This window comes from Nocardioides albertanoniae, assembly GCF_006716315.1.
Classification (GTDB): Bacteria; Actinomycetota; Actinomycetes; order Propionibacteriales; family Nocardioidaceae; genus Nocardioides; species Nocardioides albertanoniae.
The window spans coordinates 2,214,488-2,225,887 of record NZ_VFOV01000001.1; the positions used below are offsets into that span (position 1 = coordinate 2,214,488).

Annotated in this window: 12 protein-coding genes and 1 riboswitch; of the genes, 5 read left to right on the forward strand and 7 right to left on the reverse strand. The window is 70.1% G+C overall.

Annotated features, from left to right (window positions below):
- Nucleotides 1–28: 28 nt before the first annotated feature.
- The 3 genes from FB381_RS10555 to FB381_RS10565 form a co-directional block, all read right to left on the reverse strand.
- Nucleotides 29–859, reverse strand: a complete 831-nt coding sequence (locus FB381_RS10555) for a hypothetical protein (RefSeq protein ID WP_141780256.1) — start codon at nucleotides 857–859, stop codon at nucleotides 29–31.
- Nucleotides 846–2,528: a VWA domain-containing protein gene (locus tag FB381_RS10560; protein ID WP_141780257.1), complete on the reverse strand. Its 1,683-nt coding sequence runs from the start codon at nucleotides 2,526–2,528 to the stop codon at nucleotides 846–848. The genes FB381_RS10555 and FB381_RS10560 overlap by 14 nt, the downstream gene beginning before the upstream one ends.
- Before the next feature lie 123 nt (nucleotides 2,529–2,651).
- Nucleotides 2,652–3,227 (reverse strand): LysR family substrate-binding domain-containing protein, encoded by a 576-nt coding sequence (locus FB381_RS10565; protein ID WP_141780258.1) that lies wholly within the window; start codon nucleotides 3,225–3,227, stop codon nucleotides 2,652–2,654.
- Nucleotides 3,228–3,319: 92 nt separating this feature from the next.
- Nucleotides 3,320–3,383: riboswitch (guanidine-III (ykkC-III) riboswitch) on the forward strand.
- An 11-nt stretch (nucleotides 3,384–3,394) separates the two neighbouring features.
- On the opposite strand from FB381_RS10565, the gene FB381_RS10570 reads away from it, so the two are divergent.
- Complete coding sequence (locus tag FB381_RS10570) at nucleotides 3,395–3,709, forward strand: DMT family transporter (RefSeq protein WP_141780259.1); 315 nt, start codon at nucleotides 3,395–3,397, stop codon at nucleotides 3,707–3,709.
- Between the two features lie 107 nt (nucleotides 3,710–3,816).
- Nucleotides 3,817–4,500 carry a TetR/AcrR family transcriptional regulator gene (locus FB381_RS10575; protein ID WP_141780260.1) on the forward strand — a complete coding sequence of 228 codons (684 nt, stop codon included), beginning with the start codon at nucleotides 3,817–3,819 and terminating at the stop codon, nucleotides 4,498–4,500.
- Between the two features lie 16 nt (nucleotides 4,501–4,516).
- Here FB381_RS10575 and FB381_RS10580 read toward each other — a convergent pair whose 3' ends face one another.
- A complete protein-coding gene (locus tag FB381_RS10580; RefSeq protein ID WP_246088312.1) occupies nucleotides 4,517–5,341 on the reverse strand; it encodes a cation diffusion facilitator family transporter in 825 nt (274 codons plus the stop codon).
- 144 nt (nucleotides 5,342–5,485) lie between these two features.
- Here FB381_RS10580 and FB381_RS10585 point away from each other — a divergent pair, with 144 nt between their 5' ends.
- The 3 genes from FB381_RS10585 (at nucleotide 5,486) to FB381_RS10595 (ending at nucleotide 8,100) form a co-directional block, all read left to right on the forward strand.
- Nucleotides 5,486–6,274: an isocitrate lyase/PEP mutase family protein gene (locus FB381_RS10585; RefSeq protein WP_141780262.1), complete on the forward strand. Its 789-nt coding sequence runs from the start codon at nucleotides 5,486–5,488 to the stop codon at nucleotides 6,272–6,274.
- A complete protein-coding gene (locus FB381_RS10590) occupies nucleotides 6,271–7,044 on the forward strand; it encodes an MOSC domain-containing protein (RefSeq protein ID WP_246088054.1) in 774 nt (257 codons plus the stop codon). Before FB381_RS10585 ends, FB381_RS10590 begins: the two co-directional genes overlap by 4 nt.
- A gap of 99 nt (nucleotides 7,045–7,143) precedes the next feature.
- Nucleotides 7,144–8,100: a lipid kinase gene (locus FB381_RS10595; protein ID WP_141782700.1), complete on the forward strand. Its 957-nt coding sequence runs from the start codon at nucleotides 7,144–7,146 to the stop codon at nucleotides 8,098–8,100.
- Nucleotides 8,101–8,102: 2 nt separating this feature from the next.
- On the opposite strand, the gene FB381_RS10600 is transcribed toward FB381_RS10595, so the two are convergent.
- The 3 genes from FB381_RS10600 to FB381_RS10610 all read right to left on the reverse strand — a co-directional run bounded on the left by FB381_RS10600 (nucleotide 8,103) and on the right by FB381_RS10610 (nucleotide 11,311).
- A complete protein-coding gene (locus FB381_RS10600) occupies nucleotides 8,103–8,996 on the reverse strand; it encodes an SMP-30/gluconolactonase/LRE family protein (protein WP_141780263.1) in 894 nt (297 codons plus the stop codon).
- A gap of 157 nt (nucleotides 8,997–9,153) precedes the next feature.
- Complete coding sequence (locus tag FB381_RS10605; RefSeq protein WP_141780264.1) at nucleotides 9,154–10,353, reverse strand: ABC transporter permease; 1,200 nt, start codon at nucleotides 10,351–10,353, stop codon at nucleotides 9,154–9,156.
- Between the two features lie 76 nt (nucleotides 10,354–10,429).
- A complete protein-coding gene (locus tag FB381_RS10610) occupies nucleotides 10,430–11,311 on the reverse strand; it encodes an ABC transporter ATP-binding protein (RefSeq protein ID WP_141780265.1) in 882 nt (293 codons plus the stop codon).
- Nucleotides 11,312–11,400 lie beyond the last annotated feature (89 nt).

Here is an 11,400-nt window from a genome sequence, read left to right on the forward strand (position 1 = left end):
GTGCGCGCGGCGGGGCGGGACCCGGGTCTCAGTAGACAGCGATCACCCGGACGGTCGCGGTCTTCGCTCTGGTGTCGAGGCTGCGAAGCACACCCACCACGATCACGTTCTCGCGGTGCTCCAGCTCGTCGAAGTCCTCCTGCTTCCCGCGGCTGCCGACGTGCATGGTGACGGTGAGGCCATGGCTCGTCTGCTTCAGCGTCCCGGTGTTGTCGGGGTGGTCGTCGGCCGGGGCCGGCACGGCGAGCACCGCCTGGCGCAGGTCGGGGCCGGCGACGTTGAACTGGAGGAACTGGTCGTCGGTGTCGGTCCGGGCGACGAGCCCGGCGACGTGTTCGAGGTCGGCATCGGACCCGTGCATCAGCCGCCGTGCCTGCAGCGCAGCGAGCACGTCACCGACCAGGGTCTCCCTGGTGGGCTGGGCCTCCTCGGTGTATTTCTTGGCGATCTCGCGGGCTCGCCTCGTCACCGCCGTGACCGGAGGCACGTCGATGCCCGCCTCGACGCCGCCCGACGAGGTCCTGACGATCTCGCGCAGGTGCGAGCCGACCTTGCCGCTGATGAGCTGGGCGTGGAGCATCGCGATCCGGGTCTCGGAGAGGAAGTAGTAGGTGTGGATCGGCCGGCCCTCCGGACCGCGGGGCGGCGCCGGCGCGGGGTCGGGGCCGGGCCGGGAAGCCCGGGCCCCGAGGGCGGTCCCGGTGCCCAGCGCGAGCGCGCCGAGCGCACCGGCCGCCCAGCCCCATCCGCCGGTGGCGACGGCCGCGCCGGCCAACGGGAGAGCGGCGACGGCGCCGGCGGTGGTCCAGCCGGAGCTGATGAGCGTGGCGAGGCGTGAGTCGGGCTTACTGGTAGTCACGGATCTCCTGAAAGATCTTGCGCAGGTCGGCGGCATCCTTGGCGACGACCTCGCGGCCTCCGGTGTGCTCGGCGAAGCTCACCAGCTGTTCGATGCTCTGGTCGTCCGACGTGGCGGCGTCGCCGACCCGTACGACGTAGAGCGGCACCCCGAGGTCGCGATAGGCCGACTCGTACTTCTTGCTGAGCTGGGCGTGGGACTGGCCACCGTTCTGCTCGCCGTCGGTCATCAGCACGATCGAGGTGGTGGCTCCTTCCTCGGGGGCAGCCTTGATGTCGGCGTAGGCGGCGTCGATGGCGTCGTAGTAGGCGGTGGCGCCATCGCCGGCCAGGTCGCCCACGCGGTCGATGAGACCGCGGAGCGCGTCGTCGGTGTCCGGCTGGTCCTCGACCACCACCGAGCCGAGCCGCTTCACCCGGTCGGCATAGGTGTAGACGGCGAGCCGTTCGCCCTTGCGGAAGCGCTTGAACTGCCCGCTGATCGAGGCGTCGTCGCCAGCCAGCCCCTCGAAGGCCCGCCGCAGCTGGTTCATCTTGATCGCGTCCATCGAGGCCGAGGTGTCGAGCAGATAGGTCGTGCGGGTCTTGGGGGAGAACTCGTCGAAGTAGGTGAAGATCAGCTCGTCGATGGTGCCGAGATCGTCGGGCAGCGGGAGCGTCTTGACGTCGTTGTCGGGTACGCCGGGCGAAGCCGTCACGCTCGTGCGCCCCGGCCGGCGTCCGCTCGTCTCGCTCAGCTCCCGCTGCACCTCAGCCGTACGCAGCCACGCGACCGCCGTCTCGTAGGCCTGCTGCTTCTCGGCGTCGATGAGCGTGAGCGGGTAGGTGGCCTCGGCGGCGCCGTCGCTGGGATAGACGATGTCGAGGTCGTCGACCTGCTCGGACAGCGTGAGCAGCTCCGACTCGTAGTTGAAGATCGCGTCGTAGGCCGTCGGGTTCTCGCGGAACTTGTCCGAGAGCCACCCCGAGCTGGCGGCGCGGCCGAGCTGGCCGCTGAAGAGCTGGCGCACGTCGGCCTGCACCTGGCCGACGTCCTCGCTCTGCAGCGGCGGCTCGGTGTCGAAAGCGGTCGCGACGCCGGCCAGCGTGGACAGCCCGGAGTTGGAGGAGGCGGGGCTGGTCATCAAGAAGCCGAGCTCGCCGTCGCCGGCGCTGCGGGCGATCTCCTTCCACGAGACCGGGGTCTCTTCGCTCCAGCCCAGGCGGGTGGCGACGTCGTGGCGTACGCCCAGCGCGACCGGTGAGCGCATGATCGGCGCGGACGAGGTCAGGTCGTCGGTGCCCTTGGCCGCCAGCGCCAGGCGCAGGTAGTCGTCGGAGGCGAACCAGGCGGCGTCGAAACGCTCCGGGTCGGCGACGATCGCGTCGGCCGCCTCGAGAGTGCCGATGAACGTCGGCTCGAGCCTCACGTTCGTCTCGGCCTGGAGCTCGTCGACCAGCTCGCTGGGCTCGCAGCTGACCGGGGTGGCGGTCGACTCCTCGGCCTTGCTCGTGCCACCGGCGCAGAGCACGTCGTCGAGCTCGGAGCCGACGGCGATCTTCAGCGTGACCGGATCGGAGAGCCGCTCCGGCGCGTCACCACCGGGCAGGACCCTGTCGGCGAGGAACCACGCGAGCAGGACCACGCTCAGACAGGTCGCCACGATCGTCGTCCAGCCCTTGGAGTCCACCCGCGAAACGCCTGCCTCATGTCGTGATCGGGCAGAGTCTAGGGACGAGCGCAGACGGCGGCGTGGGGACTGAGCCCCTCCGGACCCAGATGTCGCCAGGCGTTCACCTGGGGTTGGCCGGGCTCAGCCTCGCGACGAGTTGCGTGAGCGGCCACGGACGATGCCGATGAAGGTCTGCACCCGCTCGTCGTCGTTGTCGAGCAGCCAGGCGAGGCCCACCGTGGTGGGCTCGGCGCCGACCAGCGGCCGGAAGACGACGTCCTTGCGGTGGTGGAGCCGGGCGATCGACATCGGCACGATCGCGACCCCGGTGCCTGCGGCGACCGTCTCGACGGCTTCCTTCTCGCTCATCGGCGGCCACGACAGCTGCTCGACGCCCGGAGTCCAGCCGCCGCGCTCGGGGATGACCAGCTGCTCCTCGGCCAGGTCGTCGAAGGTGACCTCCTCGAGCAGGGAGAGGAGATGCTCGTGGCCCATCACCACGACCGGCTGCTCCTCGTAGAGGGGGATGCAGTGCAGTCCGTCGCGGTCGATCGGGAGGCGCACGAGCGCCATGTCGAGCTCGCCGGCACGCAGCCCACGCTCCTGCTCGTGCTCGGTGAGCGGGATCATCTCGAGCCGTTCGCGGCTGCGCTCGCGCCAGATCCTGGCCCACTTGTCGGGCGTGGCCCCGGTGACGAAGCCGACGGTGAAGGTCATGGCGCCATGGTCTCAGGTCGAGGTGGCCGACCGGCCCATCGGCGCGGTCGTCGCCAAGTTTCTATCGTGTGACAGTTTTGCTAGCGTTGACGGAGTCAGCCGAGACCGGCTGCCGGACGAGGGAGCCGTACCCGGAAGCGCGACAAGACGGCCGTCTGGAGTTGGTCATGCCTTGGTTGTTTCTCATCGGATCCGGCGTCCTCGAGGCGGTCTGGGCCCTTGCCCTCGGGCGCACCGAGGGTTTCTCGCGACTCGTCCCGTCGGTCGTCTTCGGTGTCGCGCTGGTCGGCAGCCTGATGGGGCTCGGGATCGCGATGCGCACGCTGCCGGTCGGCACGGCGTACGCCGTCTGGGTGGGGATCGGCGCCGCCCTCACCGTCGGCTACTCGATGGTGTCGGGAGCCGAGTCGGTCAGCCTCTTGCGGGTGCTGCTCATCGTGGGGCTGGTGGGTTGTGTCATCGGTCTGAAGGTCACGCACTGACCAGTTTGTGGCCGGACACGGCCGATCTGGCTTGACTCTTTCGATGCGAGTGCGAAACTTGCTCTCTCCCTAGTTATCTATCGTACGACAGAAAAGGCGATGCCACGGTGGCACAGATCCCGCCCCGTCCGGGTCGCGGCCGACCTCGGCTTCTCCCAGGAAAGATCGCGGCGAACCCGCGAGACCAGATCCTCGCCGCCTCCGCGGAGCTCTTCGTGGGCCGCGGCTACGCGGGCACCACGACCCGCGAGATCGCCGAGGGCGCCGGGCTCCGGCAGGCCTCGATCTACTACCACTTCGGCAGCAAGGAGGAGATCCTCGCCGACCTGCTCGAGCGCTCGGTGCGTGACCGGGTGACGCAGGCCGAGAAGGTCGAGACCGAGATGGAGCAGCACGCCCCCGAGGTGGGCCTGTGCGCGCTCGCGGTCAGCGACATGAGCGCGCTGGTCGCGATGCCCTACAACATCGGCATGCTCGACCGGCTCCCCGACGTCATCGCCTCACCCGCCTACGCCCGCTTCAGTCACCTTCGCGCCGACCTGGTCGCTGCCTACACCCGGTCCGGGCTTCGCGCTGCGGGGGAGCAGGTCGCCACCGGCGCCCGCGAGCCGGGGCTTGGTGAGTTGCTCCTGCCGATGGTGGAGAGCGTGATCAGCCTGCGCCGCGAGGACCGCATCGAGACCGCGACCGTCTCCACGATCGCCTCCGCCTGCCTGCGCCTGTGCGGTGTCGAGGAGGAGCTGATCGGGCAGGCGCACGAGTCGGCCCAGAGCGCACTCGCGACGCACTGAGCACGTCCCCCCGGGGTCAGTGCATGCCCGGCTCGTGGGCCAGGTGGGTGGCGGGCTCGAGCTGGAAGGTGGAGTGCTCGACGTCGAAGTGCCCGGCCAGACAGGCCTGCACCTGGTCGAGCACCCGGGGTGCGCTGCCGTCGATGAAGCACTCCCCGCCCAGCGTCAGATGGGCGGAGACCGCGGGCAGCCCCGAGGTGACGGTCCAGGCGTGCAGGTCGTGCACCTCGACGACATGGTCCACCTCGAGCAGGTGGCGGCGCAGGTCGTCGACGTCGACCTCGGCCGGAGCGCCTTCGAGCAGGATCCGTCCGCTGTCGCGGAGCAGACAGACACCGGCGTACGTCATCAGGGCGACGACCACGAGGGAGGCGACCGGGTCGGCTCGGGTCCAGCCGGTGAGCAGGATGACGATCGCGGCGGCGAGGGTGCCGACGAAGCCGTAGAGGTCGGAGAGCACGTGCTGGTAGGCGCCCTCGACGTTGAGCGAGGTGCGGTTGGCGCGCGCCATCAGGGCGGCCGCGGCGACGTTGACGGCGCAGCCGATGAGCGCGACGACGAACATCGGCCAGCCCTCGGCGTCGGGCGGGTCGAGCAGGCGCCTGATCGCCTCCACGCCCACCACGGCGGCGAAGACGAGCAGGGTGATGCCGTTGAGCGCCGCGGAGAGGATCTCGGCGCGCTTCCAGCCATAGGTCCACTGGCCGTGGGCCGGTCGCGCGGCCAGCCGCATCGCCCACAGCGCCGCGGCGATCGCGCCGACGTCGGTGAGCATGTGGCCCGCGTCGGCGAGCAGGGCGAGGGAGTCGGCCAGGATCGCGACCGTCACCTCACCGATCAGGAACACACCCAGCAGCGTCATCGCCGCGATCAGGTAGCGCCTGTCCGCGGCAGGTGAGATGTGGTCGTGATCGTGGCCCATACCTGGATCCTAGGCTGTGAAATCGCATATCCGACCAGGCGGTCACATGGCATCGTGGCCGGCATGCCGATCGCCGAGTCCTTCCTGTCGCTGCACGTGCCCGGACACCCGCTGCTGATGCCCAACGCCTGGGACGCCGGCTCGGCGAAGCTGCTGGCCTCCCTCGGCTTCTCGGCGCTGGCCACGACCAGCAGCGGGTACGCCGCAAGCCTCGGCCGCAGCGACGGCGAGGTGACCCGTGACGAGGTGATCGCCCATGCCGCCGCGCTGGTGGACGCCGTCGACGTGCCGGTCTCGGCCGACCTGGAGGCGGGCTTCGCCGGCTCTGCCACCGAGGTGGGGGAGACATTCCGGCTCGCCGTCGGTGCCGGCCTGGCCGGCGGGTCGATCGAGGACTATGCCGGGGTCGAGCAGGCCACGATCTACGACATCGACCTGGCCGCCGAGCGGGTGGCCGCGGCTGCCGCCGGAGCCGACTTCGTGCTCACCGCTCGCGCCGAGAACCACATCCGCGGGCGCGACGACCTCGACGACACGATCGCCCGGCTGCAGGCCTATCAGGAGGCCGGCGCCGACGTGCTCTTCGCGCCCGGCGTGATCGCCGTCGACGACGTACGCCGCGTGGTCGAGGCCGTCGACCGGCCCCTCAGCGTGCTGCTCCTTCCCGGTGGGCCGTCGGTGCGCGCGCTGGCCGCGGCGGGTGCGGCCCGCATCTCGGTCGGCGGTGCCTTCGCGTTCGCCGCCCTGGGAGCGCTCAAGCATGCCGCCGAGGAGCTGCTGAGCACCGGCACGACGGGCTACTCCGACCTGGCCGCCGAGGGCTCCGCGGCATTTCGCGACGCGTTGTCGTGACCCGCGCCGTGATCGATGAGCTCCAGGTGGTGCGGGCGGGCTTCGCGCCGGTCAAGGGCACCCGCCATCTCTCCTACCCCTCGGTGAGGCTCGACGCTCAGGGTGCGGCCGGCGACCGCGGGTTCGCGCTCGTCGCTCTCGACGCCGACCCGACCCGCGGACGCGTGCTGCGCACCGTGCAGAACCCGTCGTTGGTGGCGGTGCGGGCCGAGCAGGTCGGCGACCGGCTCGACGTCGAGCTCCCCGACGGGCAGAGCGCGAGCGGCGAGCCCGTCGCGACCGGCGAGATCGTGACCTGTGACTACTGGGGCAGGCAGGTGCCGCTCGAGCTTGTCGAGGGCCCCCACACCGAGCTCTTCACGCGGCATCTGGGCCGAGCGGTTCGGCTGGGGCGAGCCCGTCGCGGCGACGTGATCTTCGCCGGCGCGGTCTCGGTGGTGACCACCGCCTCGCTGCGCGACCTCGCCCGGCGCACCGGCCACGAGGGGCTCATCGACGAGGTCGCCCGGTTCCGCCCGACGCTGGTTGTCGAGACCGAGGAACCCTACGTCGAGGAGACCTGGCTCGGCCGCGAGATCCGCGTCGGCGAGGCGACGATCAGGATCGGGCTGCCCATCGCGAGATGCGCGGTGATCGACCTCGATCCCGACACGGGGGAGAGGGACGTACGCCTGCTGAAGAGCATCGCCGCACACCGCCCGCTGAACCGGGCCGGTGAGCCGTTGTTCGGGGTCTACGCCGAGGTCGTCACACCGGGCGAGGTGCGCTGAACAACCCGGGCCAGCCAGTCGGTCAGCCACCAGGCGGGACAACTGCTCGGGTCGCCGGTGGAGGGCAACCGGCCCGGCGTACGCTTCCTGCTCGTGGAGATGCAATCGCTGCTGTCGCGTGAGTCCGTGAAGGTCACGCTCGTCGTCAACACCGGCTCCCGCCGTGGGCAGGACGCGCTGAGGTGGTCGGAGGAGATGCTGCGGTCCGCGGGGATCGACGACATCGAGTCGCATGCGGTCCACTCGGGCGACGAGCTGCTGGCCACTCTCGACAAGGTCTCCGAGCAGAAGCCCGACCTGCTCTTCATCGGCGGCGGTGACGGTTCGGTCAGCGCGGCGGCCGCGCGGTTCGGGGGCACCGACGTCGTGCTCGCCGTGCTCCCGCTCGGCACCGCCAACGACTTCGCGCGCACGCTCGAGCTCGACCAGGACCCGCGCACCGCGGCCCGGCAGATGCTCGAGGGCAAGGTCATCAACGTCGACATCGGCAAGGCCAACGGCCACACCTTCCTCAACGTCGCCTCCTTCGGCCTCTCGGTCGCGGTCACCGACGCTCTCGACCCGCGCCTGAAGAAGGTGATCGGTCCGGCCGCCTACCCGGTGGCGACGCTCGCCGCCTACCGCCACCACGACCCGTTCACCGCCCGGCTCGAGTTCCCCGAGGGTGACCACGACGACCTCGAGCTCGATGACCTGCTCCAGGTGGCGGTGGGCAACGGACGCCACTACGGCGGCGGCAACAAGATCTCGCCGACCGCGTCTCTCGACGACGACCTGCTCGACGTCTACGCGATCGTGCGTGGCCGCATGCGTGACCACGTCTCGATCGCGAGGCTGCTCAAGAGCGGACACTTCATCGAGCACGACCAGGTGCACCACTTCACGACCCGCGCGGTGCGGATCACGACCGAAGAGCCGATGCCGATCAACCTCGACGGCGAGATCGCCACCTCGACACCGGCCGACTTCACCTTCGAGAGCAGCGCGCTCCACGTCGCCGTGCCGATCCGCAGCCGCGCGGGCCGTCTCGATGGACCGCCTCCGCAGGTGCCCTAGGCCTAGGGGAGCCCCGCGCCCGGGACGTCGACCCGGATCGCGAGCAACCGTGCCTCGGTGGTCGCCTTGCGTGGCTCCTCGAAGAAGTCGGGAGCCGCGCACGCGTACAACGTCTTGCCGTCGCTCCCGCCCAGCATGCACGCGAAGACGCCGCCGCCCGGCTCGATCTGCTCGAGGATCTCGCCGCCCTCGGCCACCCTGACCAGCCGGCCGAAGACCGCGTCGGCCACCCACATCGCGCCCTCGGCATCGAGGCAGCATCCGTCGGGAGCCAGCACGGCATCGCTCATCGCATCGCCGAACGCGGTGTGCGTGGTGAGCTCACCGAACTTCGCCCACGTACGCCGGTTGGTCAGCGACCCGTCGGCCGCGATGTCGAAGGCGCTGATCCGGTTGCCGCAGGTCTCGTCGACCAGCAGCGCGCCGTCGGGAGTGATCACGCTGCCGTTGGGGAACCACAGATCCTCGGCGACGACGGCGACGGTGCCGTCGGGATCGACGCGCAGCAGGTGGGTCGAGGCCAGGTCGGCGCCCGCCATGATGTCGAAACCGAAGTTGCCGACGTACGCCCTGCCCTGCTCGTCGACGACCATGTCGTTGAGGTGCTGGGTGACGTGGTCGCCGAGGTCGGCATGGGTCACCAGCTCACCGTCGGTCTCGCGGCGCAGGATCCGGTGGTCGCGCATCGAGACGATGAGGAGCCGGCCGTCGGGCAGCCAGCCCAGCCCCGACGGTTGCCCCGGCACCTCGGCCTCGACCCGCAGGTCGGAGCCGTCCTCCTGGGCCGAATAGACTTTGTAGGAGTAGAAGTCGACGAACCAGATCCGCTCCTCGTGCCATCGCGGGCACTCCAGGTAGTGCAGATCCTTCACCACGGTCTTGATCTCTCTAGCCATCTCCTCATCATGGCCGAGACGTCAATCCCGCAGGTCGAAACGTCAGGTCTGCAGGTCGAGAAGTCAGGTCTGCAGGTCGAGTTGGCGCTGTGGTGCCAACTCGACCTGCGGGAGTGACCTCTCGACCTGCAGGGGTGACTTCTCGGCTGGGGCGGGTCTACTCCTCGAGCCGCCAGGCGGCCTTGAGGGAGAGCTGGCCGCCGGTCTGGAGGAGGGCGCGGCTGTAGAGGCGCTCGGCGAGACCGATGAGGGCGGCGCCGAAACCCATGAGCAGCACGATGGCGATGACGGGCTCCCACCATGCCGCGGTGCCGTCGATGAGACGCATCGGCATGAGCACCGCGGACAGCGGCGGCACGTAGGAGCCGATGACCTCGCCGACCCCGTCGAGGTAGAGGGCGCCGAAGAACATCACCATCAGCAGCATCGTGATCGGGGTGGAGGACGACTGCAGGTCCTCGGTGCGAGAGGCGAGCGCGCCCGCGACCGCCCACAGCGTCGAGAGCACCACGAAACCGATCAGGAAGAAGATCACGAACCACCCGATCGCTCCCGACAGCGCCGGCAGCGCGAAGCTGAAGTCGGTGAAGCTCATCCCGATGAGCCCGACGCTCACGTAGACCAGCATCTGCCCGACGGCGATGACGGCGTTGCCGATGATCTTGCCGGCGAGCAGCTGCCGCAGCGGCACCGCGGCGGCGATCATCTCCACGATGCGCGACTGCTTCTCCTCCACGACGCTGTTGGCCAGCGTCATCCCGAACATGATCGAGGCGAAGTAGAAGACGATCGCGAGGGCATAGCCGACCACGAACCGGATCGCGGACAGCTCGCTGTCGCCCTCGACCTGGTCGAGCGCGATCTTCGAGCCCTTGGTCAGGTCGGCCGAGGTGGTGCCGGCCGCCGCGGCGTTGTCCGCCAGCACGATCGCCGCGACCGCCTGGGTGACCACGTCACGCAGCTCGGAGTCGGCGTCCTCCAGGGTGACCAGCGTCCAGCCGGAGTCCGGGTCGGAGGCCGAGGTGGGGCGCAGGTAGGCGTCGATCCTCTCGTCCTCGAGGGCGGTGCGCGCGGCTTCGGCGTCGTCGACCGAGACCGGGTCGACGTGCACCTTGGCCTCGATCCCGGAGGCGCGCTCGCCGATCCCGTCGACCATGGCCTGGGCGCTCGCCGACGAGTAGGCGATGTCGTACGTCTTCTCCTTGCCCTCGTTCCACGCGGTGAAGCCGAGCACTCCCACGATCACCGCGAGCATCACCGCGGTGCCGATCAGCGTGGACTTGTCGGTGGCACGCACGGCGATCTCGCGGCGCGCGACGATCTGCCACACGGGCTGGTGCGGCGTCCTGGTGCTCATGCCGCCGCCTCCGTCGAAGTGGGCGAAGAATACGGACTCGGCGGCCTGAGGCCTGTGGTCGCTCGCTTGCGCTCGCTCATGCGGTGACCTCCCGGTAGATCTCGGACAGGCGGGGAACGACGCGGTGGAAGTCGAGCACGCCCCCGCGTGAGGTGGCCTCGGTGAGCAGCTTCTGCTCGGCGCCCTCGGAGACGACCTCGATCTCGGCCTCGGGGCCGGCGACGTCGCGTACGTGGAGCCCCGGCAGGTCGCGCACCCAGCCGGCATCACCGTCGAGCACCAGCCGGTAGCGCAGCGCGGCCTCGGCGCGCAGCTCGTCGCCGGTGCCCTGGGTGACCACCCGGCCGCGTGCCATCACGACCAGCCGGTCGCAGAGCCGGTCGACGAGATCGAGCTGGTGGGAGGAGAAGACGACGGGTACGCCGTCGCGGGCATGCTCGCGCAGCAGGTCGGCCATCGCGTCGATCGCGTCGGGGTCGAGCCCGGAGAACGGTTCGTCGAGGATGAGCGCCATCGGAGCAGGCACGAGAGCGGCGATGATCTGCACGCGCTGCTGGTTGCCGAGCGAGAGCTTCTCGAGCGGGTCCTTCATCCGCTCGCCGAGCCCGAACCGCTCGAGCAGCGCGCTGATCTCGCGACGGGCCTCGGCGGCGCCCATGCCGCGCAGCCGAGCCAGGTAGACGAGCTGGTCGAGGATCGGCTGCTTCGGGTAGAGCCCACGCTCCTCCGGCATGTAACCGAACCGGCGCCGGTCCTCACGGGTGACCTCGTGGCCCTGCCAGGAGACCGTGCCGGCGTGAGCGGCCAGCACCCCCATGATCATCCGCATGGTGGTGGTCTTCCCGGCGCCGTTGCCGCCGACGAACCCGGTGAGCCCACCGGAAGGGACCGGGAACGACACATCGTCGACGGCGACCATGTCGCCGAAGCGCCTGGTCAACCCGCTGACCTCGAGCATTCGAAACTCCTGAAGTTGTTGGTGGTCGAGCCTGCTGAGACCACGCTAGGAAGCATCCGCGCGCGGCGGATCGGTCGCGAGGATGAACC